Here is a 22,700-nt window from a genome sequence, read left to right as displayed (position 1 = left end):
GTCTCGCGTTTTGCCCCACCCGGGGTTGTCGGCCCTGGTCCAGCCCGCCAACAACAGCGCCTGCAACCACAATTCACCGCGTTGCAGCAAGCGCTGCAGGCAGGTCGCGCCGACGTGGTGGACGCCACCACCGAAGCCGATCCCGAACTGGTGGTCGTATTCGACCTGGCCGACACTGTGGCAGCCTTCGCGCGTGCCGCCGCCCGAGTGCCTGGTCTGGAATTTCTGCTTGAAATTGATGGCGACGAATTCGAGTCAGACGACGATTTCCACGCCATCCGCGCAGGTGAGCGCAGCGATGACGCGGTCACTGACAGCTTGTATGTGGTCATGTCCAACGCTCAAGCCGTCACCGAACTGCTATCGCTGTTCGAACGCTGGCAACAGGATCGTGCTGGGAAGATGCCAACTGGCTTGGCCCCGCTGCGCAACGTGTTCGAACTGCTGCGCGAGATCCGGCGGTGGGGTCCCCAGGACCGCATCCGCGAAACAGGGCTACTCGAGCAGTGGCGTGAGGATGTTGCCACCGTCGGGCAATCCGCGAGCGCAGCACGCGTGGAGATCGAACTTTGGTACCGCCAAGACCCGCAGCGCAGGACCGAGGCCGAACAAACCGTACGCGCAATCGTCACCGAGGCCGGGGGAGAGGTCATCACTGAGGCGGCACTGGACGGTATCGCCTATCACGCGATCCTCGCCGACATCCCATACAGCCAGGTAGAAGTGGTTGTCGAGCGCGGACCAGAAGCAATCGCGCTGCTGATGACCGACACCATCATGTACGTGTCGCCGGCTCGGCCCATGTCCGTTCCCGGTGTGAGTGCCTCAGACGACGCCCTGGATCCAGACTTGTTCACGGCTACGCCCACCAGCGACGTTCCGCGGGTGGCCCTGCTGGACGGTCTTCCTATGGCCGGACACATCGCCCTCAACGGGCGGTTGGTCATCGACGATCCCGATCAGGTTGCAGACTCCTACACGAGCGCTCAAATGCAGCACGGCACGGCGATGGCCTCACTGATATCCCACGGAGACCTCAACGCCATCGGGACCTCGTCGGCACGGCGCGTTTACGTTCGCCCGATCATGCAGCCGCACCCGTTCGGCCTCGACGAGGAAGTCGTCCTGCGTGACCGGCTCTTGGTCGACCTCGTCCACCAGGCTTTTCGACGAATGTTCGAAGGTGACGGGTCCGGCCAGCCCCAAGCTCCCAGCGTACGAGTCGTCAATCTATCCATCGGCGATCCCGTTCAGATGTTCGTGCGCCGGATCAGCCCACTGGCCAAACTGCTGGACTGGCTCGCACACCGCTACAACGTCCTGATCCTGGTCAGCGCCGGAAACCACTCCATCGAAGTCGAGGTCCCCGCGGTCTGCCTGGCCGACCCCGCTGCGCTGCGCAGCGCCGTGGCCACCGGGATCTACGAACGCGCCCGCCACCGGCGAGTCCTATCGCCGGCCGAGGCGGTCAACGTCATAAGCGTGGGTGCACTGCATGCCGACGCGGCCACCGCGCCGACAAGTGACACCGTCCTCGACGCGGCCGAAGCGGGAATGCCTGCGCTCTACAGTCCTGTGGGTTTCGGTCATCGCAACTCCGTCAAGCCCGAGGTGTTGTTGCCCGGCGGGCGTAGCCTGCATCAACGCCCCGTCGCCGCCGAAGGAGCAACAACGCTGTATCCGGCCGAGACCACCGTGACCGGGCCGGGCACCCGCGTCGCCGCACCCGGTCCAGGAGGGGCCATCAACGCCACGGCCTACACCCACGGCACCAGCAACGCCACGGCCTTGGCGACCCGCGCAGTCGACGGCATTTTTGACGTCCTTGAATCGCTCGAACCGCAACCGGGCGAACCCCCTTTTCCGGCAGCCGAATACCACCCCGTGCTGGCAAAAACGCTGCTCGTGCATGCTGCGAGTTGGGGCCCGATGCGCGACGGCTTGGAACAGGTGATCGCCGGGATGGACTTAAGCCGCCGCGGTGTATCGCGGCTTCTCGGCTACGGCGCCGTGGAGGGTGACCGCATTGTTAGCGCCGCATCGCACAAAGTGCTCATCGTTGGTGCCGGGTCCATTTCAGCAGGTCAGCGCCAGGCGTTCTTTTTTCCGCTGCCGCCCAGTCTGGTGGCCACCACCGACTGGCGTCGCCTGACGATCACCCTGAGCTGGTTGTCGCAGGTCAACACCCGCACGCGTCAGCACCGGATGGCGCGGTTGTCTTTTGATCCACCCGGTGATGCCCTTGGCATTGAGCGCACCGAAGCTGAGTATTGGGCTGCCCGCAAGGGCACCGTCCAGCACGAAATCCTCGAAGGAGATCGCGCCGTCGCATTCGCCGCCGGCGACGCACTCGAGATCAACGTGGACTGCCGAGTCGATGCGGGAAGCCTGTCCGTACCTGTTCGCTACGGCCTGGCAGCGACCCTGGAAGTCGGCGCAACGGTCCGCGCGGATATCCAGGCCGAGGTGCGCCAACAACTCCAAATACGCCTGCGCGCCCGAGCCAGATGAGCACAACGGGCCCCTACGGCGTCCACGAGGAGGTGATACTGGCGGTATGTCTCTGGACGAGCTGATAGTGCAGGCTGGCCGCGCGCTGAGCGATGCTCGCAGGCTGTTCGGATCCTCACCGATCGACGGGCGGTGGCCATCCCCGCAGGCGTTGGTCACTGGCCGCCAGGCCGTGGCTGAGGCCGGCCAAGCCGCGGCTTCGGATTGGCACGGTGTGGCCGGGCCTGTGTATCGCGCAGCCAACAACGAGCGGCTGCAACGGTTGGATAATGCGCGCACCGCTGATGCCCAGATCGCTCCGGCGTTCGTCACCACCGGCCAGGCTGCAGCTGCCGGCGCACACAGCATGGACAGCCTGATCGCCGAGACCCGCGCCGGAGTTGACGCGCTAGCGCCGCGCGCTCGCAGCGCCGCGGGCCAGCAGGAGTTGGCCACCTATCTGCAAGGTCAGCTCAACAGGGCCAAAGGGTTGGTGCAGAACTTTCAGGAACACAACGCCGAGCTCGCGGCCCGCATCGATGCCGCTGCTGCGGGTTACCAGGCTGAGGGCCCCGTGGTAGCTCAGATTGCACTGAAACCTCCTGTTGGATACATCATTTGGTGCAGCCCAGCTATCGTGGGGGGATACATCTGCGAATTCCTGCAAAATGACGGCTCGATCATTTGGCGGCATTCGCCCATCGACATCACCGGAGGGATGCCGTAGTGAACGTCGAAACGCAAGCAGATATCGAACGGGTGATGGTGCAGCGCAACGTCTCGTTCGTGTTCAGGCCTTCTGTGACCGAACAGGCCGACGGAAACTGGATCGCCCGGTATCCGGGCGCTGATTGGTCAGTCAGCGGCCGTGACGCCGACGAGGCTCGCCAGCGGCTGCACGCCGAACAGCTGTCGCGGATGGGCGATTCAACCCACGCCGACTGGAAGATTGAAGCTGTCCGTCAATACCTGGAAAACGGCCCCATCGACGGGGTGTACGCGCTGGATAACGACACCGTCGACCGCGTCGTCGACGCCGGGACGCCGGCTGCCCTCGACGCCGCGGTAGCTGCCATCGACCAGCCTGGCTAGAGCGGTCCGATCGTGTCGGGGGCCAGCAGTTGGGTCAAGGCATCGGAGTACGCGTCGAGAATGCGTTCGGTGCGCTCGGTATCGACTGCGAGATCGTCCTTTAACTGCTCGATCAGTTCGGCTTGCTGGATCGTGACTCGTGCCAGCTTGGACATCAGCTGGCGGGCTTTCTTGCGGTCTTCGCTGGCCTGTTGGCGTGCCAGATCGGCAGCGACTTTAAGTTCGTGAGCGGCGGCGTTGACGCGCGCTTCTTGACGTTCCCACCATTGCGCGAAGACATCGCGGTCGGCGGCCGGGTCGGGTTGGTGGTGGGCGGAACGTGGTGAGGGAGTGGATTGCCGGCGGGCCAGCTCTTGGTCTAATGACCATTTCCAGACGCGAACTGCATGTTTGGGGACGCGCTTGTGTGGATAGTGCGGGCCGCTGAGTTTTCCGGCGCTCAGCATCTGGCTGACTCGTTGGGCTGTGACGCCGAGCAGCTCGCCGGCGTCGGCCAACGAGTAGCCTTCCGGTTTGCTTGGCGCTGACACGGTTCTATTGTGCCTAAGACGTCGTATGTAAGTAAGAGATCAGCGCAATCTTGGTGACACGCGCTCGAATTTTCCCACCGGTCAGCTCCGGCATGGGAGACTTACTTACATGACGATGAGCTGCCCGGACTCGCGGCGCCACGGCGGCGCTGCCCATTCTCGCGATTCATCAGCGGTTTTACGTCGGTTGCTGAGGCCTGCGCGAGCTCGTGATGCAGTGAAAGCACATCCTTACATGAGTGCGGATGGTGAAGCGAGCAGACCTGCCGTCTCGGGCTGGACTTACTTACGTGCGCAGACCACCGTGCGCGCCGGCGGTCACATTGGAGCGAAGGAGTCGCAATGAGCAGCCAGCCTGCCCTGAGGCACCACAGCGGGGCCCACGACGCCGAGGCGTTGCGCCGCAAGAAGCGCCAGGGGTCTGAGACCCGGAAAAAAGTGGATCGGCTTCAGGTGCGTTATGACACCGACAAGCTCGAGGCGCTTGAGGCGGTGGCCGGGCGCAAGTTGCCGGACCTGATTCGCCAGTATGGCGATCTGTTGACCGAGCTTTTGCCGGTGGCTGAGCAGCAGGGATTGGATCCGGTGGAATTGATCCGCCAGACAGCGACCTCGCTGCTCGGTACGCCAGAGCTGTTGTCGGCCTAACTGCACGCACCGCACGGCTTAGTTGAGACCGCGGGCGCGCCGGACTGCAGCATCGACAACAGCCGCTTCGGCGGCTGCGCTGATGGTGCGGCGTGCGGCGGCGTTTCGCGCCGCGGCGGCCGCGGCCGCACGGGCGGCCTGGTGACCATCACCGCCTAACGCGGCACGCGCAGCATCTCGTGCCTGCTGGGTGGTGGTGCGCTGTGCGAGCTGCTGACTAACGCGCTCCCGAGCAGCGGCGACTTCGGCGGCTTCGCGCGCCTCGTCGAGCGCGGCGGGGCGGTCTTGGAGACTGTTGTGGCTGGTATGCCAGGCCAGCAGTGTGCCGAGCAGGGCAATCGGACGATGCGGATTACTCGGTATCCGGTGACCGGTGCCCAGCCAATCGCCGACAAGTGCGGTGAGATCGCGCGGTGTCCAGCCGGCGGCGGCCGGGGCTGCGAGCATCGCTGCCCAGCTGCTGATGCCATAGCGGCGAGCCCAGGGCGGTGCGTGGGCCTCGGCGCGCCAGCGCGCCGCCAGGCGTTGTCCGTCCTTGTCTGGGCTGAGGCGGCGCGTAGCGGCGCCTTTCCGGGCGCTTGCGCCCGCGTGGGTAGTGAACAGTTTCTTGTGAGGTGAGGTTCTTGTGGTTAGTCGGGACCGTTCCAGATGGGGTGACAAGTTGTGAATAACGCGGTTAATCTGGGCGTTGTCGTGCAGCGCCCAGACCGAGGCCCAGCCGCGGTGGCGATCGCCCATGCGCCAGGAGGCCATCCGTTCGGTGTAGGTGCGTTGGCGGCCGCGGAGGATTTCGGTGGCTACGCCGAGCAGTCGCAGGCATTCGCGTGCGCGCTGGATGGTGCGTAGGTGAAAGCCAGTCCGGGCAGCGAGTTGATCGTTGGTGGCCCGGCAGTTGCGCCCGGTGCCCCAGTCGGCGTAGTGGGCCATGGCTGCGGCGATGATGATCAGCGGTTTTTTGGCGATGCCGCCGTCGCACATCTGCGGCCGGATTGTGGGGTAGTGCAGGTCGTAGGCCACAGCGACTGTGATGTGTGCCCACTTGGTGGGTCCGGCGCTCCAGCAGGGGACGCCCGCGTAGGCGTCTGCTTCGAGTTCAAGGTTGACGAACGCGCTGGGCTGGGGGAGGACAGCGCCACGCAAACGGTGTCCACGCCGAATAGCCAAGACCTCGGCTAGCCGTGTTGTGCGGATGACGCCGCGGCGCGCCCGAATAGCGGTGCAGCCGCGATACGGCAGGGTCGAGCCGTTTTTGCGGCGTGGGAACAAAAGTTGATCACGAAGCGCGTGATGGTCTGGCAAGGCAGACAGGCATGCGCTACCGTGAGACGAGTCAGGCAAGACACGTCCCTTCGGGGAGATGGGTGAAGACCCAGAACTGAGTTGGCCCTCAGTTCGAACCTCAGACACGGGCCCCGCCAGAGGCGGGGCTCTTGTCATGTCAGCGGTCAGTCACTCCGGCTATTGAGATGTGCGGCGTCGGCCCGAAAGACCGGGCGGGCGCGGGTGTTTGGCTCGCGGCGCTAGGTATCCCTCCTTGAGTCGATGCTGGTTTGGCCGTCGCGGTTGCGTGGCCGTGGTGGTCGGTGTGGTCGCCGATACCCGCGACGTGCGGGTGGCAGGCGCGGTAATCGGCTCTGTGTCTGCCGGGACAGGCGCCTGGCCGTGGTGTTGGCTTGGTGTGAGCACCGAAAGCGTTTGTGCCATAGGCGGGTTGAGGACGCTCGACGGTTGGTGCGGCACATGGAATAGTTGCCGTTATCGGCGATGGCGAGGCGTTCCTTCCGTTGGGACAGGTGGTGCTATCGCGCAAAGTGTTACACCGCCGACGCGGTACTACCGCGCATCTGGTGCGGCGTGTCTTGAAAGACAACAAAAGTCGACAGGCCGCGTGGACATGCTGTGGCAGCCGGTTTTTCGTGAATGTGCCGTTGTTGGTAGCGGTTCAGTCGACCCGGGACTTATCGTCCCGAACATGACTGGCTGGGCCGATGTAGCGCTGTCTCAAGTGCTGGGTGGAGTATCCGAGGTATTGGGGGCACCGTTTCCCCAAAACCCGGTACCGGGCGGCCCGGTGCCACTGGACCCCGCTCCAACGGCACCGTTCACGTCGCGAGATGAGCTGACCAAGCTCGACCGGGCCAGGCTCACCTACATGGGTATTAACCCTGATACGGCTCCGATGCCTGAAATCAATAAGGCGCTGGGCCGCGATCAACCCGCGTCGCCGCCGCCGCCTGCACCCCCTCCGGGATCGCCAGGGCCGACGACCCCGGCCGGGACGCCACCGCCACCGGGGCTAAGCGGGGCTGGGGCCGAGGCAGCCAAGCGCCTCGACGAGGCGCTGGCCAAGAACCATTCGGCGCTCAATGACGCTGATGACAAGCTGGCCGACGCGGTGCTTAAGGCCTCGAGTTCGAGCACTGAGGGCCGTCAGCGGCTGCAAAGCTTGCAGCAAGACATCATCGACCAGGTCAACAAGTTGGGGTCATCGCTAGATACTGCGACCGGCCAGCAGCAGCTGGCAGAATTTTTGCAGGGCAAAACCGGCGACATCCTCAACGTGTTGAAAAACGCTGGGCTGGACTCAGATTCACAAGCGCGGGTGTTGGATGGTCTCTCGGCGCGCTATCAGGCGTTGCAAAACAAGAACTCCGGCGAGGACCCTCACACCACGGGCCCAGACGCTAACCCGGGCGCCACCAACCCCACTGCGGGTGGCGGCGGGGATACGCCCGCTGGGACCGGCGACGGTACAAGCAGTGGCAATGACCCACTGCTTGACGGGCTGGCATCGGATCCATTGATGTCGCGGCTGGGCATGATGGCGGGACCGGCGATGGGTGCTCTTGGCTCGCTGCCGGGCGCACTTGGTTCAGCGATTCCCTCACTCGGCGGCGGCGGTGGGCTCGGTGGCGGCGGGTTGGGCGATTTGGGTTCCGCGCTCGGCGGAGCGCTACGCGATGGCGGCCACGATCCCGATCAAGCCGCTGAAGAGCACGCCAACGCGCTGAAAGACCCGTCCGACTCGCACAGTGACGACAAATCTCACGACGAGACGCAGCCAGCCGGACTGCACGATCCAGGAGACAAAGGCGGCAAAGGGGACAAAGCGGGCACAGAAGACGCCGGCAGCGGCGCCACGCCGCCACCATCAGCGCCTGCAGCGCAGGGGCAGACGCCGACGCCGACGACACAGATCCAATTGCCCGACCAGTCGGTGCGAACAGCGTCCAATGCTGCACTCGCACAGGCCGGGCGGGCGGTGCTCTCCGGAGACGGCATCGACGATGCCTTTGCAGGAGCCAATCTTCAGCTACCGCCGCTGGGTTCCCCGGTGAATGCGCCCATGGCTCCCTCGCGGCTGCAATTCGGCGACGTGGGCCAATACACCGATCATCGCGTCATGGCCCTCGACAAAGACCATGTTTGGCTCAACGGCCAGGTCACGCCGATCGACCAACTCGAGACTGGCCCGAATTTCTTGGGGTGGACCCGAGTGTCGGCTCCAACACCGACAACGGTCGCCGCGGCAGCCACCGCGCCCGCACCGTCGACCACTTAAGCGACCTTCTACAGCAACGCGAGGGAGTACCGTAATGACCGTGAACGAGCAGGCCTTGCAGGTCAGCACCGACAAGCTGATTCAGTGGGCGATCGCCCACGAGCGCGCTGCCGAGGCGTGCGCGCAGGCCCGTGCTGACCATGCCCGCACCGTGGCCGCGGCCCAATCGTGGGGACCACTGTTTTACGAGGCCCGTCGTGCTGCGGTGGCCGCCGTCAACGACCGCGAAACCGCCTTGCGCGACCAACAAGAGCGGCACGCGGCCATGGCCCGGCAGCTTCGCACCGGCGCAGCGCAGATGGCGGAGATGAACGCTGAAAACCGCGCCAACTTGACGATTTCCACGGACTAGCGTCATGTCTGAGGCGCCGTCGACCGACTACGACACCGTCGTGTTCGAGGCCGTCAGTCGCGATGACTCGATCGTGGTGGCGGTAGGCCGTAGCGGAAACTCTTTAGGCGTGGAGCTTCAGGCGGCGGCGATGCAGCTCAGCGACGCCGAATTGGCTAACCGCATCATCAAATTGAACACACTGGCTCATTTACGCTCTCAGTTGGCGCTACGCCAAGAGTGGGAGGCCCAACACGTGACGGTGTCGACCGCGTTGCCCACCGAGGACCAAGTTGCCAGCTATGAGGCCCTGATCGATTTCTAGACAACTCAGCGCAACGTCAGCAAAAAATCAGTAGGGGAGGGGATGCCGTGGTGCTGCAGGTCGATGTCGCAGGACTGCACAGTGCGGTCGCGGGCCTAGTCGCCGCCGCGCAGACCCTCGCCGAGCTCGGCACCCAACTGCCGGTGCATCCCCCGCTGGCCACCGACGAGACATCAGCGAGCGTGGCCGCGCGCCTCAGTGAACACGCCGGGGTGATGGCGTCGCGCGCCACTGACGGGTCGGCGGTCCTTGCGGCCGGCGCCGCGGCGATCACACAGTCCGCACTGGCATATGGGGAGATGGACCAGGCCAATCAATCCGTGGTGAGCTTGCACGGTAACCCTGCGCCCCCCAAGCCGGCCTTCACCCCCGCGGTGACCGTTAACCTGGTCGCTGCGGATGTGCCGATCGCCCCGCCGGCACCACGCCCAGCCGAAGCGACGGCGGCGATCATGGAAGCGGGCCAGCCCGCGGCTGGGGATCCGTTTGTGGCAGACTGCGCCGCCCTCTCACAAGGATTCAGCGCTGCCGCGCAAGCGGCCCGCCGCGGGGCGGCAACGGTCGGTGAACATCTCAAAGGGGAAGCGGCACCACGCATTACGGCGGCGTTGACTCGTTACGCCGACTGGGCGCAGGAGATGGCCCGCCATGCCGACGCCGTCGCAAAGCTAGCCGACAACCACAAGCACAGATTCACTCAGGTCAAACAGGCGACGCCGACGACCACAGAGTTCGCTAACCGACACCGCGAACTGCACAACGCGATCGCACTCAACAGTTCCTATCCCAGTCCCGGATCAGCGGCCGCGGTGGCCAAGGCGCACACCAATTTGACCCAATTAACCAGCCACACCCAGATAGTGGCCGCTGGCTACCACACTGGCGAGCAGATACCTGAGGCTCCGCCCGGGCCACCACCAGCCCCAGTCATCGTGGAACCTGGTGCCGGACAAGGGGACACCCCGACATCGACGACCCCGCAGGGAGCCGATCCCAAACCGACCCGCGATCATGCGGGCACTGGCCACGCGGGCGACGTCGACCCCAGCACCGACCCCAGCGACCTCGACGGTCTCGACCCAGGAGATGCTGATCCCGCCGCTAACCCGCTAGCGCCGACGGGAGAGGGCTCGATGCCGGCAATGGCGTCATCCTTGCCGTCGATGCTGACCGGCGTGCTGGGCGCCGGAGTTGGCATGGCCACTCAGATACCGCAGAAACTGGGCCAAGAGCTGCAGGGGCTGGCCCAGCAAGCCACTCAGAGCGTCGCAGGGTTAGCACAAGGAATGGCGGGCAAGAACGCTGTCGAAGACGCCGCCAAAATTGAGCCAGCAGACTCCCTGGGCAGTGGTGCCGGCGCAGGCAGCGGTGACGACGGCGCTACCACCCCAGCGGCAAGTAGCGGCGCTGATCTCAAACCCGCGGCGTCAGCAATCTCCGGAACGGGTGTCGCCGCCTCAACGTCACCACCTTTGGCCGGCGCGAGCGGCTCCCCGAGTTTCACCGGTGCCGCCGCCGAGAGCGGTATGGGCGGCCCGCCGATGTTCATGCCACCGATGGGGGGCATGGGGGCCGGCAGCGGTGCCACGAACCGCAAAGTCAAAAACCCAGATAAGTCGATCGAGATGCCGGCGCAACCTCATTCCGAACCGGTCAAAGGCGAACGCGGCGACCCAATTCGGCACACGGCCACCGTCGATGCCGCTGCGAACCCCAAAGGCGGGCCCAAGCGCACCGTGACCGTCAGATCACGCAGCCGACCCGTCGACCCCGACCCCGGCGGCGACTCCCAGTGACCGTCAACGGGTTTCTGATCGCCGCGGCCATCGCGCGGATCGATCGTGTGTCGACTGCCTTGTCCGCGCTGCAGCATGACATAGCTTCCGACGACGTTGGGGGGGTCCGTTGACCGTCTATGAATACGGCGGCTATGAGGCAGACAAGAATCTAGCCGCCAACGTCATTGCGCGCATGGAACGGGTGTCGACGATGCTTTCCAAGCTGCTCGAGGAGATGGATGGCATCGATCTGGAAGCCATCGGCGGCGATGGTGACGTCGTGTTGTCGGTTAACTCGCACGGACAACTCACGTCGCTGTCACTGGCACAGGGTTGCACCACCCGCTACTCACACGGGGCGTTGGCTGAGCTGATCAACACCACCATCGACGAGGCAGTCAGCGCCGCGGCCGAGGAAACAGCGAGCGTGGGAGGCGGCCAAGACCAGGAGGCGCTCGACGCCGCTGTGCAAGCGTTCATCGATCCTCAGAGCGAAATCTGGACCGCCACTTGAACACCTGTTTCGTCTCAGATTCGCGCGCAATGGTAGCCCGATGTCGCCGCACGCCAGTACTCTGATTTGCATGAATCCGCAGGCAGTTGGGCAGCCGGGCTATCCAGCTGTATCCGGCGGCCCGCCCATCTCAACCAGTAGTGCCGGCATGCCGACCGGTGCCGCGGTGATGCCGCCGCCACCGAGCTACCTGCCGCCCCCGCAACCCCTTGTACCGCCTCCTGCGTACCCGAGGCGCCGCCCGGGCTGGCTCGCGGTATCGGTAATGCTGGCTCTGGCGCTGCTGTTGGCGCTGAGCGCAACAGTGATGAGTGCGGTGAAGTTGAGCCAATCAACCCCAGCCGCGACAACCACCACGATCACCGCGCCGCCCCCACCACCGCCGAGCTACAGCCCAGACCAAGTCGCTGCGGCCAAAAAGGAAGCCTGCGGCGCAAGCGATACCGCAGACCAATCAATGCTCGCTGCTCAACGGAATTTTTTCGACGCAGCGCGGGACCGGCAATCGCCTCAGTACCATCCTGCCCTAGGCAATTTCCAACTGGTTGCGATGCTGGAAACGCAGTACATGCAACAGCATCTTCCCCCCGCTACCCCTAAGAACGTCCTAGATGCGATCAACAATTACATCACCGCTGTGATCGCGTTGGTCGACGCCAATACCCGCGAGCTTTCCGACCACGACGCCCAGCCGTTCGTGCTCGCGGTTAGAAATGCGGGAGATCAACTCGACAAGGTGTGTGAGTGATGCAAACTGATGACGTTCTGCAGGTCATGCCGGCCGCGGCGGAGTCGGCGAACACGCTGACTGGTTCGGCAGCCGTGGAGTTCCCTGCGGCCGTGGTCGAGCAGGCAGCCCATGGCGCGGCGGTCGCGGCAGTCGGAGGCGCTCATGTGGCATCGATGTGGGCTCCGAGCGTGGCAGCAAGCGCAGGGGTGGACCAGCAAGTGGGCGGCGCCGGCGCAGCGCTGGGACCGCGTGGTGGCAAGGTTGCTCAGCGCAACGATCGATCGTTGACCGCGGACGTGGAGACCGACAATCAGAACGCAGAGGATTTGACGCCGCATCCGGTGGTGAGCATATGACCGCCACTCTTCACCCGCCCCAAGCGGGAACACCGGCACCGCCCGGTATGCCACAGGTTCCACCTCCGCCACCACCGCCGGCAGGGCCGGGTCGCGGCGTTCTGGGTGGTTCGGCGGCGGTGTTGGCCCTGTCGGTCGCGGCCGCGGCGCTTGCGGTAGTGGCGTTCATGACCCCGTCTAAGGCTCCCAGCACCACAGTCGTGCTGCCGTGGTCGCCACCTGCACCAAGTGCCGATCAGGTGACGGCCGCACGCACAAGGGCATGCGAATTGTGGGGGAACGCGGCTACGACCATGGACGACGCCACCAACGCGGTGGCCCATGCTCCAGCTGATTGGAATGATCCTGTCACTCAGGAGGCTTTGGCCAATGAGGCGCGGGTGATCTTGGTGGAAAGCGCGTATCTGCGGCGCGAACTCCCGGCCGGTACGCCGGCGGCGATCCGCTCAGGGATCGACGATTACCTTGCGGCCAGCTCGGATATGGAAGACGCCACCACGCATCGCAAGGGCAGCTTGCGAAATGCGGCGATCGGTCGTGCAAATACCGCAGAGGACAAGGTCAACGCCGCTTGCCGGTAGCAATGAGGAGGGGGTGCCAGCTGTTGCGGGTTGAGTGGTCGTTAGTTGTCGGTGGTGTCCTGTAGGAACGGAGGCATGGCGGTAATGGGTATGAGGATGGGCGTGCTGAACACGTCGTTTTCGTGCTTTTGCTGCGGTGCGGAGTTCCTTTTCACCATCGATTCCGGTGGGCTTTGCGACGCATGTAACGACGGCGAGTGCGCGGCGTGCGGCGAGGATGGCGAGGACTGGTTGTGATGGGTCGGTTCGAGGTGCCCGAGGAGTGGTCGGTGCAGGCGTTCCGGTTCACCCTTGACCCGACCGCCGAGCAATCCGTGGCGTTGGCACGGCATTTCGGTGCGCGGCGTAAGGCCTACAACTGGACGGTCGCGGCTCTGAAGGCCGATATCGAGGCCTGGCACGCCACCAGGATCGAGACAGCGAAACCGTCGCTGCGGGTGCTACGGAAGCGCTGGAACACGGTCAAGAACGACGTGTGTGTCAACGCTGAGACCGACGCAGTGTGGTGGCCGGAGTGCTCGAAGGAGGCCTACGCCGACGGCATCGCGGCCGCGGTGGACGGGTACTGGAACTGGCAACAATCCAGGTCGGGTAAACGGGCCGGTAAAAGGGTTGGGTTCCCGCGTTTCAAACGCAAGGGCCGCGATGCTGATCGGATGTGCTTCACCACCGGTGCGATGCGGGTCGAGCCAGACCGTAGGCACGTCACGCTGCCGGTGATCGGCATGGTTCGCACGCATGAGAACACCCGCCGGATTGAACGCCTGATTCGTGCCGGGCGGGCGCGGGTGCTCGCGATCTCGGTGCGCCGCAACGGCACCCGCCTGGATGCGAGTGTGCGCGTGCTGATTCAACGCCCGCAACAACCCAGCGTCAGGTCACCTGGTTCGCGGGTTGGTGTCGATGTCGGGGTGCGCCGGCTGGCGACGGTCGCCGACGAGGACGGCGCAGTGCTCGACCAGGTGCCTAATCCACGGCCACTCGAGGTGGCGCTCAAAGAGTTGCGGCGCGTTAGCCGTGCCCGCTCGCGCTGCACGAAAGGCTCGCGGCGCTACCGTGAGCGCACCATCGAGATTTCCCGGCTGCATCGCCGGGTCAACGATGTCCGCACCCACCACCTCCACTGTCTGACAACGCGTTTGGCTCAAACCCACGGCCGGATCGTTGTTGAAGGTTTGGACGCGGCGGGGATGCTGCGGCAAAAAGGGTTGCCGGGTGCCCGCGCCAGACGGCGCGGACTGTCGGATGCCGCGCTGGGCGCACCGCGCCGGCACTTGTCCTACAAGACGGTCTGGTACGGGTCGCAGCTGGTGGTCGCTGACCGCTGGTTCCCGTCGTCGAAAACCTGCCACGCTTGCGGGCATGTGCAGGACATCGGGTGGGACGAAAAGTGGCAATGCGACGACTGTTCGGTCATCCACCAGCGTGATGACAACGCCGCGATTAACCTCGCACGCTACGAGGAAACACTTAGCGTCGTCGGCCCAGTTGGGGCCGCCGTCAAGCGTGGAGCCGACCGTAAGACCGGGCCTCGCCCGGCCGGTGGCTGTGAAGCACGGAAGGGACGCAGCCGCAAGGCTGCCGAACAACCCCGAGACGGGGTGCAAGTCGCGTGACTCACTTGCTTGCAACGGGAGCTGTGGCGGACGTGCCCGCAACCAGTATCGCTGGGAACGTCATCATCACTCCGGATATGGTGCCGCCGGCAGCGGAGCCGTTAGAGATTCACGCCGCCCACTACATGGCGTTGGCGGAGAGAGTCGGTGAGCTGCAGCGGCGGCTCAAAGTTGCTAACGCGATGCGGGAAGAGGCTGCACAATCGCCTGGTTGGGAAGCGGGCCACGAAGTAAATCGCCAATTGGCTGCCGATTATGGGCGCATGGCGGGGATCTACAGCGCTGCAGCGGATTACTTCAATGGAGTGGCGGGTGTTTACCGTGACGCGCAAGCCGCCCAACAGAACGTTGTCGTGAGAGCCAACGTTGAACTGGCGCAGGCGAAAAACCCGATACAACAACACGAGATCGTGGCTCGCTGGCACACGCACGCACGTTCCCTGACCACCAGCCTGCTAGGAGCCGCTACCGCGAGGGCCGGGGTTTTCCAGCGAACTGCAGGCGGGGATATCAAGGCGCTAACCTCGCACCTGGGCGGTCCGGCACCTCAAGACCCCGTCTTGCCCCACAGCGGCGGCGGAATAGCCGTACCAACAGGCAAAGAGGGATCTGGACTAGGTGATGACAACCCACCACAGAACGGAGACCCCGGAAACCCCAACGGCCTTGACAATCCGCAGGGTGTCGGCGCCGGTAACGGACACACGCCGCACCACCATGGGGCCGCGAAAGGCGAGGACGGAGACCCGGCTATGACAGGACCGGGATCCGCCCCAGTGGTCGGGGGCCCTTATCCCGGCGCCGGGCAGATGCCTGGTGGTGGGGGTGGTGGCATTGAGTCTGTTGGTTTTCCGCCGGGGTTGACGTCTATGACTGGAGGACTTGGCTCGATGCCAGGCGGGGGCGGCATGGGGGGCCTTGGATCGGGTGGAGGCTTAGGCGGGCTCCCCGGGGGTATGGGACAGCTGCCCGGTGCCCAGGCGGCCGGGTTGGGAAATCTGCCCGCTAGCGCTGCCCCGGCGGCTGGCGGTGGGGAACAGTTGGGACCGGCTTTCTCTCAAGGACTTTCGACAGGTTCGGCGTTGGGGTCGCTGCCGCCTGCGACGGGGACTGGAACACCGGCTGCAGGGCAGGCCGCGGCGGCGCCGGCGGCGGGGTTAACGTCGGGCGCGGGTGTTCCCTCGGCCGGGGTGGCGGCGGCAGGTGTGACTCCGGCGTCGGCCAGCCCGGCGGGGGCGGCGCTCGCCAACTCGGCCGGGACGGCCGGTGGTGCACCGGCGGCGATGATGCTTCCGCCGCCTGGGATGGGTGCGCCGGCGGCCCCTGTGGCTGCCGGGGGGGCGAGTGCTGCGGCGCCGGTCGCGCCTGCCAGCAACACAGGCACACCGGGTGGTTCGGCGCCGTCTACAGGTCCGGCTGCTGGCTCAGTAACCGGATCGGGTGGGGCGGTGGTGGTTCCGGCAAGTGTTGTCGGTGCCGGGGCCGGTGCCCGAGGGCGTGGACGCCCGGAGTCAGCGGAGCTGGCAACTGCAAAAGCTTTGGCGCGCAAGCTCCGTCGTGACAGTGACATCGTTAATTACGCCTGCATCGAGTGGGCTGTGGGTGTGTTTCGGCGTGAGGCCGGTGGGGCGACCGAGTGTGTGGTGATGTCCAACGAAGGGTTCGGTTATATTCCGCGGGGAGTGTTCTTACCGCGTACTGCACGCTTGTTGGTGTCAGATAAGTTGGTGGACAACCAGTTTCGGGAACGTTGGTTCGGTTCGCCCGATCCCGCTGAGGTACTGGCCGAATATGCGCGGCTGCGAGGTCGCGGCGGGACGCATCTTGTTGCCATGGCGGTGACTGCGGACAGTTCTTTCGGTCGAGCGCCTGGTGTGGAATACGCTGTCTGCCAACGGGAGTTTGAGGACGGTGTCTACATCCGGCCCACGCTTGACGACATGCACATGCATCGTCTCGAAGCGTTGCACCTGGAGTTGTATGCCCGGCTTCAGCAGATGACTTCGGCCGAGATTGAAGCTCGGTTGATTGAAAATAAGGTCGTGGTGCCGCTGGCTGTGCAGTTGATCGAGACGGTGAAGATGTCGGGCCAGATGACACCGGAGTTGCGGCAGATGTGGGATGCGCTGGGCACCGGTGACGGCATCGCGGAAGAGGCGTGGAAGCAGTACCAGATTGCCGCATCCGTCTATTACGTGAACCTGAGCGCGAATAGGCCACTGCCAGGGTCGGCAACTGGTGACCGTCAGCGGTATTACGCGCAGTGGACTACCGGGCGTGCGATGGAACTGGTGGGAGGTTGGTCGAAGCAGCCCCTGTCGACGGCGGACCTGGCGGACATGATCTACGCGGGAATCACGTGTCAGGAAGACGACATTGTGGGCAAGATCCAACTCGCGCTCCGCAACCTCGAACTCGAGGCCGCCTGTCCGTAGTGCGGTAGAGATCGCGCCCGATCTGTCACGTGACGAAATTCCAGTGGGTTGGGTTGTCCCTATGGGCGACGTGAATCGCTGCGTCGCAGTTACGGTGCGGTGTATGGGTAAGAACACGTCGTTCAGCCTGGATAACCATTTCAGCGCTTTCATCGAGGCGGAGGTCGCCTCTGGTCGATATGGTTCGTCCAGTGACGTTGTGCGCGCAGCACTTCGACTCCTCGAGGATCGCGAAACGCGTCTGGATGCCTTACGCCAGGCGCTGATTGCCGGCGAACACAGTGGCGAGGCGACTCCCTTCGATTTCAACGCACGGAAGCGGGCGGAGCGGCACGCTCGGTGAGCCGACTCTCTGCCGGCCCCTTGTGCGTGACCATGCCCGCGGCCAGACTCACATGATGTGCATGCCGCGTAGCGAGTAGAACTATGGATGTTTCGAGTTGGGTCGCCCGGCTGCGGGCCCTTCGTGTTGGGTTGCGAGCCCTTCCGGCTGGTTTGGTCGTGGTTGCGGTTCTGGGTGTCGGTGGTGCCGTTGCCACCGCAGTTAGTTCCGTTTTGGCCGCACTGCAGGCCCCGTTATGGTCGCGCCTGCTCGTAATTATCGTTATCGCGGTGGTCGGAGTAGCTGTTGTGGTGGAAAAGCTGCGGACCGACTGGCGCGCCAAAAAAGAAGCTGAAGAGCAGAAGCGGCGGGAGGTTGAGGCGGCAGAGGCCAAATGGCTGCACGCGATCCAGGACTGCTTGCTCTGGCCTCTCCCGCAGATTCGTGACGTCGACCCCTTCCAAGACCTCGGGGTGGCCAAATCGCAGCTTGCGGAGCGCTACATCGCGGACGGAGAACGCTTCCCTCCATACGTCGATCGCGATATAGACCAGACGGCCCGCCAGCGTCTTCAATCCAGTGGCTTTGTGCTGCTCGTCGGCGATCCGGCCAGCGGGGTCACACGCACCGCGTACGAACTCGCATTGACCGTACCGACCTCGCCGCTGGTCCTCGTTCCAATTGCGTCGCATGGCCTCTCGACCGCCCTGGCCGATCTCGATGTACTGTCCCGGGTCCCGCCCGGGGCACCGCTGTTGTTGTGGCTCGATCGGGTCGACACGTTCACGAATGCTGGGCTGACAGCAGCAACGTTGCGTCGCTACGGCGATCGGTCACCGGGGTTACGGGTCGTGGCTACGATCTCCTCGAATCAATATGTAGTCTGGGCAGCCGAAAATCGTGCTGTTGCCGAAGCATTCGGTAAATCGGTCGGGCTTGAGCGGTTACCGTCGGTCAAGGAACTGGGGCGCGCCGAGGCGGCCTATCCCACAGTGGACTTCAGCGAAGGTATCGCGCCAGCTTTCACGACTACTGCGACGCTGATGACACGGCTAAAGGGTGGCGACCATAGTTGCCAATTTGAGCCAGCCGGGGATCGCTGTGCTCTCGCGCGGGCGGTCGTTGAAATCGCCCTCGAGTGGGCCTCGACGGACATTCGTCGTCCGTTGCCGGAGGACCGGCTAGCTGGCCTGGCGCAACAACGACCGACCGGGCATCAGAAGATCGAACCTAGACATTTGCACGGTGCCCTGGAGTGGGCGGCCACCCGGGTTGTCGGTGGAGCTTCGCTGATATCCAAGGAAACCGATTGCCAAGGCAAACAGGTCGTTGCTGCTCACGCTGCGATCGTGGAGATCCACCGTGCTGAGGGGAACGGGCCGGCCGAGGCGGTGTGGACAGCGGCTCTTGAGGCCGCCGGCATCGCCGACGATTCAGAGGCCGTTGGGCGCATCGGATTTCGTGCCCACACTGAGGGCAACGTGAGCGCCGCTGCACGGGCGTGGGCGATGATCACCGCCATCGACGACCCGGCCGCAGAATCACTTAGGCAAGCAGTGGCGTTCAGCCACGCGCATAGGGACCCCAACGCAGAAATTCCCCCCCCGAAAACGGCTATTGGAGCTCACCGAAGCCGCCTACGGTCCCGACCACCCCGAAGTCGCACGCATGCTCACCAATCTGGGGAACGCATGGTTTATCCTCGGGCAGCCGGCCAAGGCGCGCGAGCTCTATGAGCGTGCGCTGCCCATCGGCGAGCGGGAGTTCGGCCCCGACGACGAACAACAGGTCGCGCTCATACTCATGAATCTGGGGAGCGCGTGGATTGAGCTGGGGCAGCCCACCAATGCCCGCGAGCTGTTCGAGCGTGCGCTGTCGATCAACGAGCGGAAGTTCGGCCCCGACCATCCCGAAGTCGCTCGCATGCTCACCAATTTGGGCAATGCGTGGCGTGAGCTGGGGCAGCCGGGCAAGGCCCGCGAGCTCTGCGAGCGTGCGCTGTCGATCAACGAGCGGAAGTTCGGCCCCGACCATCCCGCAGTCGCACGCATCCTCACCGATCTGGGGAGCGCGTGGTTTAACCTCGGGCAGCCGGCCAAGGCGCGCGAGCTCTACGAGCGTGCGCTGCCCATCAGCGAGCGCGAGTTCGGCCCCGACGACGAACAACAGGTCGCGCTCATACTCGTGAATCTGGGCAACGCGTGGAGTGAGCTGGGCGAGCCGGCCAAGGCGCGCGAGCTCTACGAGCGTGCGCTGGGCATCAATGAGCGGAAGTTCGGCCCTGAGCACCTCCAGGTCGCACGCACCCTCACCAATCTGGGCAACGCGTGGCGCGGGTTGGGGGAGCCGGCCGAGGCCTTGAAGCTGTACGAGCGTGCGCTCCCCATCTACAAGCGCGAGTTCGGCCCTGACCATCCCGACGTCGCCGCAACCCTCAACAATCTGGGGGGCGCGTGGAATGAGCTGAGAGAGCCGGCTAAGGCCCGCGAGCTGTACGAGAGTGCGCTGCGCATCACTGCGGCGAAGTTCGGCCCCGGGCACCCCCAGGTCGCAATCATCACCACCAATCTGGGCAACGCGTGGCGCGCGCTGGGGGAGCCAGCCGAGGCCTTCAAGCTGTACGAGCGTGCGCTGCACATCTTCCACACGCATTTTCCAAATGGTCACCCGGCGATCGCCACGCTGGCCCGCAACATACGCGCGGTCGCCCCAGACGTCATCGTTCTCGACAACGGCCTCATCGGCCGCACGGAGGGACCGGGCAACTCCGGGTCATGATGAATTCTCCGACGGCTGTAAGCGGTCGGCTTCTTTCTACGCTGCGGTTGCGGCGTGTAGGGCCAGTCCAGCAACCTCAAGCTCGAAGAAGCCTGCCCGTAGCCAGTACAAGATCGCGGCCCCGGCTGTCACGTGACGAAAGCCCGGTGGTGGTCCGGGCGTGGTCGCCGCTGGCGAGGTGCGCGCCTCTTCTACCCAAGTCTGGTGCACGACGCGTCAGTCCCAGGGGTTGACCAGGTCGACGCCTGTTTCGTCAAAGTGGCGGGTATTGCGGGTAGCCACAGTTGCGTGCCGGGATGCCGCGATGCCGGCGATCTGCACATCGCGAATCTCCACCGCACGCCCGACTCGTTGTTGGGTGGCGGCGATGGTCCCCGCGGCAATCGCGGCCGTCAGGTCGAAGGATTGCACACGACCCTCGAGGTCTTCGTCGAGGAGCTGAGAGAAGGTCTCGTCTAGCCGCTTGCGCCGGCGGCTTGGCGTCAAAAGCTCAATGCCAGTGCGTATCTCGAATACTGTGACCGACGTCGTCCAGATTGATTCGGTGGGCTGATTATCGAGCCATTCCACGACGGCCGGATCGGGTGTGTCCCGCATCAACGCGGAGAGCACATTGGTGTCGAGCAGGATCATGATTCGTTGAACTGTGCCGGCTGGACGGGCTGTCCCCGCAGTTCGGGTATGTCCTCGGTCAGGCCCACCCCCTTGAAGCGTGACGCGATACGAGACCCCAGCCGCCGGGGCCGATCATCGACGTTTCGGACTGCGTTCCTTAAGATTTCGCGCGCTTCTTCCTCGGTGCTGCGGCCGTGGCGGCGGGCGAGTCGCTGCAATTTGGCCTTGGTGTCGTCCTCAAGTTGACGGATAATAATCTGCGCCATAAACCGATGATATCATGATAGCATTCCGCTGCTTCGTTGAGCTCACCGCTGGGGTCGACGAACGCCGCGCCCGCCGCCCGAACATGCGTCATGGCCGCTTCCGGTGCTGTCGAGGTGGGGTCGTTGGTCTGGGTTTTCATTCAATGTGGACGCGCTGGTAGCGGGGGTGTAGCGACGGGCGTTATGGTGCCGGTGTGCCGTTGAAGTTGGCGTCTAAGACGCAGGTTTCGGGTCATTTCTTTGTTCGGCGACGCTTGTCATTTGCCTTGTTGCGCCGTTCGGTGAGCATGGAGATTAATCCGGTTCGCTGGCATCGCACGCTGTTGATGCTGTCAGCGGTGTTGGGTGTGGTGCTCGTGGTGGGCGCGTTCGTGTACGGGTGGTTTCGCCCGGCGGGGGTGATCGATGACTCGTCGAAGATCGTTGCTGATCGTTCGTCGGGTGCGTTGTTTGTGGTGGTCGACAAGCGGCTGTATCCGGCGTTGAATTTGGTGTCGGCGCAGCTGATTGCTGGTGAGCCGGATCGGCCGACGTTTGTGGCGCCAGGGGAGATCGCGAAGTGGCCGAAAGGGCCGACGGTGGGGATCCAGGGCGCCCCGGTGGAGACGCCAACGGTGTTGTCGCCCCAGGTGTCTCGCTGGGCTGTGTGCGACACGGCGCCGACTACGGTTGGTGGTTCGCCGCTGGTGACGGGTATTGATGGGCAACTGTCGCTGGGGGAGGGGGCCGGGGAGCTGGCTGGCGGTGAGGCGTTGTTGTTGTCTTATGGGCCACAGGTATACCTGGTGACCAATGGTGTTCGGATGCCGATTGATCTGTCTCAGTCGGCGATCGCCGCGCCGCTGGGCATTACGCCCGGGGCGCAGCTGACGGGGATGTCGCGGGCGTTGTATGACGCGCTGCCGGCGGGAGGTCCGCTGGTCGTTCCTGCTGTGCCTGGCGCCGGCGGGCCCGCTCAGGTGGATTTGGGTGCAGGGGTCGTTATCGGTGCGGTCGTGGCCAGCCGGGACGTGGCTGCACAATCGGATCGCTTCTATGTAGTGCTGGCAGATGGCGTTCAAGAAGTCTCGCCGGTGGTGGCTTCGATACTGCGCCAACATGATTCGTTTGGTTTAGCCACGCCGCCGCAGGTATCACCAGATCATCTGTCGCATGTTCCGCTGCGTCATGCTCTTGACGTGGATTATTATCCGCGTTCGCCGGTGCGCCTGGTTGATCCGGGCAGTCGGCCGGTGTCGTGTGTGGCGTGGCAGTGGAGTGTAAGCGAGCGCCAGGCGCGGCTGGCGGTGATCTCCGGACGGGGGTTGCCGATCCGCGCGGATCAACGGGCGAAGCTGGTGCCGTTGGTGGGCGCCGGCAATGGCGGGGTGCAAGCGAATCAAGTCTTAGTCGGTGATAGTGCATCAACGTTTGTTAGCACCACTGGTCAGGCGTTGGATTCGCCTGCGCGCGAAACGATGTGGCTGATTAGCTTCACCGGGTCGCGATACGGTGTGCCGTTTGACGGCAATAGCGTGCAGGCGTTGGGTCTGGTGTTGTCTCAGGTTCGTCCGGCGCCGTGGTCGATGCTGCAGGTATGGCCTGCGGGCCCGGAGCTGTCGCGGGCGGCCGCGTTGACGGTGCACAGTCCGTCTGATGCGGTGGCCGTGTTGCCGACGAAAACCAATGTGCGAGCCGGCGGATAAAAGGGGGCGAGGGTTTGTCGACGATACGTTTCAGTCCGTCTCGGCG

The 22,700-nt window shown here is 64.5% G+C and carries 23 protein-coding genes; 18 read left to right on the top strand and 5 right to left on the bottom strand.

Annotation, left to right across the window (positions count from 1 at the left end):
* Positions 1-81: 81 nt before the first annotated feature.
* Genes AC5Y5O_RS25225 through AC5Y5O_RS25215 form a run of 3 tightly spaced genes read left to right on the top strand, consistent with a single transcriptional unit; the run spans position 82 to position 3,582 of the window.
* Positions 82-2,511: a S8 family peptidase gene (locus AC5Y5O_RS25225; protein WP_239723497.1), complete on the top strand. Its 2,430-nt coding sequence runs from the start codon at positions 82-84 to the stop codon at positions 2,509-2,511.
* A gap of 46 nt (positions 2,512-2,557) precedes the next feature.
* A complete protein-coding gene (locus AC5Y5O_RS25220; RefSeq protein ID WP_061559583.1) occupies positions 2,558-3,217 on the top strand; it encodes a DUF4226 domain-containing protein in 660 nt (219 codons plus the stop codon).
* On the top strand, positions 3,217-3,582 hold the full coding sequence (locus tag AC5Y5O_RS25215; protein WP_061559584.1) for a hypothetical protein: 366 nt from the start codon (positions 3,217-3,219) through the stop codon (positions 3,580-3,582). The genes AC5Y5O_RS25220 and AC5Y5O_RS25215 overlap by 1 nt, the downstream gene beginning before the upstream one ends.
* Here the strand turns inward: AC5Y5O_RS25215 and AC5Y5O_RS25210 are convergent.
* Positions 3,579-4,079 (bottom strand): hypothetical protein, encoded by a 501-nt coding sequence (locus tag AC5Y5O_RS25210; RefSeq protein ID WP_244890287.1) that lies wholly within the window; start codon positions 4,077-4,079, stop codon positions 3,579-3,581. The genes AC5Y5O_RS25215 and AC5Y5O_RS25210 overlap by 4 nt on opposite strands.
* A gap of 375 nt (positions 4,080-4,454) precedes the next feature.
* On the opposite strand from AC5Y5O_RS25210, the gene AC5Y5O_RS25205 reads away from it, so the two are divergent.
* On the top strand, positions 4,455-4,760 hold the full coding sequence (locus AC5Y5O_RS25205) for a hypothetical protein (RefSeq protein WP_061559586.1): 306 nt from the start codon (positions 4,455-4,457) through the stop codon (positions 4,758-4,760).
* Positions 4,761-4,778: 18 nt separating this feature from the next.
* Here the strand turns inward: AC5Y5O_RS25205 and AC5Y5O_RS25200 are convergent, their stop codons facing one another.
* Positions 4,779-5,900: a helix-turn-helix domain-containing protein gene (locus tag AC5Y5O_RS25200; RefSeq protein WP_061559587.1), complete on the bottom strand. Its 1,122-nt coding sequence runs from the start codon at positions 5,898-5,900 to the stop codon at positions 4,779-4,781.
* 832 nt (positions 5,901-6,732) lie between these two features.
* Between AC5Y5O_RS25200 and AC5Y5O_RS25195 the strand changes: the two genes are divergently transcribed.
* From AC5Y5O_RS25195 to tnpB, 9 genes are all read left to right on the top strand, one after another.
* A complete protein-coding gene (locus AC5Y5O_RS25195; protein ID WP_239723496.1) occupies positions 6,733-8,322 on the top strand; it encodes a DUF4226 domain-containing protein in 1,590 nt (529 codons plus the stop codon).
* Positions 8,323-8,356: 34 nt separating this feature from the next.
* On the top strand, positions 8,357-8,674 hold the full coding sequence (locus AC5Y5O_RS25190; protein ID WP_061559589.1) for a type VII secretion target: 318 nt from the start codon (positions 8,357-8,359) through the stop codon (positions 8,672-8,674).
* 4 nt (positions 8,675-8,678) lie between these two features.
* Positions 8,679-8,978, top strand: a complete 300-nt coding sequence (locus AC5Y5O_RS25185) for a DUF2694 family protein (protein ID WP_061559590.1) — start codon at positions 8,679-8,681, stop codon at positions 8,976-8,978.
* Between the two features lie 47 nt (positions 8,979-9,025).
* Complete coding sequence (locus tag AC5Y5O_RS25180) at positions 9,026-10,774, top strand: hypothetical protein (protein ID WP_232530498.1); 1,749 nt, start codon at positions 9,026-9,028, stop codon at positions 10,772-10,774.
* Between the two features lie 109 nt (positions 10,775-10,883).
* Positions 10,884-11,270, top strand: coding sequence for a YbaB/EbfC family nucleoid-associated protein (locus AC5Y5O_RS25175; protein ID WP_061559591.1), 387 nt, complete (start codon positions 10,884-10,886; stop codon positions 11,268-11,270).
* 265 nt (positions 11,271-11,535) lie between these two features.
* Complete coding sequence (locus AC5Y5O_RS25170) at positions 11,536-12,018, top strand: hypothetical protein (RefSeq protein ID WP_061559592.1); 483 nt, start codon at positions 11,536-11,538, stop codon at positions 12,016-12,018.
* Positions 12,018-12,356 carry a hypothetical protein gene (locus AC5Y5O_RS25165; RefSeq protein WP_061559593.1) on the top strand — a complete coding sequence of 113 codons (339 nt, stop codon included), beginning with the start codon at positions 12,018-12,020 and terminating at the stop codon, positions 12,354-12,356. Before AC5Y5O_RS25170 ends, AC5Y5O_RS25165 begins: the two co-directional genes overlap by 1 nt.
* A 293-nt stretch (positions 12,357-12,649) precedes the next feature.
* Entirely contained in the window at positions 12,650-12,937 is a 288-nt protein-coding gene (locus tag AC5Y5O_RS25160; RefSeq protein WP_061559594.1) for a hypothetical protein, read from the top strand.
* A gap of 236 nt (positions 12,938-13,173) precedes the next feature.
* The gene (tnpB, locus tag AC5Y5O_RS25155) at positions 13,174-14,553 is read left to right on the top strand and encodes an IS607 family element RNA-guided endonuclease TnpB (protein WP_061559595.1); all 1,380 of its coding nucleotides are present in this window, start codon (positions 13,174-13,176) and stop codon (positions 14,551-14,553) included.
* Between the two features lie 1,057 nt (positions 14,554-15,610).
* Here the strand turns inward: tnpB and AC5Y5O_RS25150 are convergent.
* Positions 15,611-15,937, bottom strand: coding sequence for a hypothetical protein (locus AC5Y5O_RS25150; RefSeq protein ID WP_175364738.1), 327 nt, complete (start codon positions 15,935-15,937; stop codon positions 15,611-15,613).
* Here AC5Y5O_RS25150 and AC5Y5O_RS25145 point away from each other — a divergent pair.
* The 4 genes from AC5Y5O_RS25145 to AC5Y5O_RS25130 all read left to right on the top strand — a co-directional run bounded on the left by AC5Y5O_RS25145 (position 15,837) and on the right by AC5Y5O_RS25130 (position 20,088).
* Positions 15,837-16,988, top strand: coding sequence for an EspK C-terminal domain-containing protein (locus AC5Y5O_RS25145; RefSeq protein WP_491562440.1), 1,152 nt, complete (start codon positions 15,837-15,839; stop codon positions 16,986-16,988). The genes AC5Y5O_RS25150 and AC5Y5O_RS25145 overlap by 101 nt on opposite strands.
* A 103-nt stretch (positions 16,989-17,091) precedes the next feature.
* On the top strand, positions 17,092-17,331 hold the full coding sequence (locus AC5Y5O_RS25140) for a type II toxin-antitoxin system ParD family antitoxin (RefSeq protein WP_061559494.1): 240 nt from the start codon (positions 17,092-17,094) through the stop codon (positions 17,329-17,331).
* 158 nt (positions 17,332-17,489) lie between these two features.
* Positions 17,490-19,046, top strand: coding sequence for a hypothetical protein (locus AC5Y5O_RS25135; RefSeq protein ID WP_139043411.1), 1,557 nt, complete (start codon positions 17,490-17,492; stop codon positions 19,044-19,046).
* The gene (locus AC5Y5O_RS25130) at positions 18,979-20,088 is read left to right on the top strand and encodes a tetratricopeptide repeat protein (protein WP_139043412.1); all 1,110 of its coding nucleotides are present in this window, start codon (positions 18,979-18,981) and stop codon (positions 20,086-20,088) included. The genes AC5Y5O_RS25135 and AC5Y5O_RS25130 overlap by 68 nt, the downstream gene beginning before the upstream one ends.
* Positions 20,089-20,304: 216 nt before the next feature.
* Here AC5Y5O_RS25130 and AC5Y5O_RS25125 read toward each other — a convergent pair whose 3' ends face one another.
* The gene (locus tag AC5Y5O_RS25125; RefSeq protein ID WP_061559490.1) at positions 20,305-20,721 is read right to left on the bottom strand and encodes a type II toxin-antitoxin system VapC family toxin; all 417 of its coding nucleotides are present in this window, start codon (positions 20,719-20,721) and stop codon (positions 20,305-20,307) included.
* Complete coding sequence (locus AC5Y5O_RS25120) at positions 20,718-20,969, bottom strand: FitA-like ribbon-helix-helix domain-containing protein (RefSeq protein WP_061559489.1); 252 nt, start codon at positions 20,967-20,969, stop codon at positions 20,718-20,720. The genes AC5Y5O_RS25125 and AC5Y5O_RS25120 overlap by 4 nt, the downstream gene beginning before the upstream one ends.
* Positions 20,970-21,163: 194 nt before the next feature.
* Here AC5Y5O_RS25120 and eccB point away from each other — a divergent pair, with 194 nt between their 5' ends.
* Positions 21,164-22,654 (top strand): type VII secretion protein EccB, encoded by a 1,491-nt coding sequence (gene eccB / locus AC5Y5O_RS25115; protein WP_061559488.1) that lies wholly within the window; start codon positions 21,164-21,166, stop codon positions 22,652-22,654.
* The last annotated feature ends 46 nt before the right edge of the window (positions 22,655-22,700 follow it).

It is taken from the genome of Mycobacterium sp. NGS40 (assembly GCF_059812735.1).
This window is presented reverse-complemented; position numbering and strand designations above follow the sequence as displayed.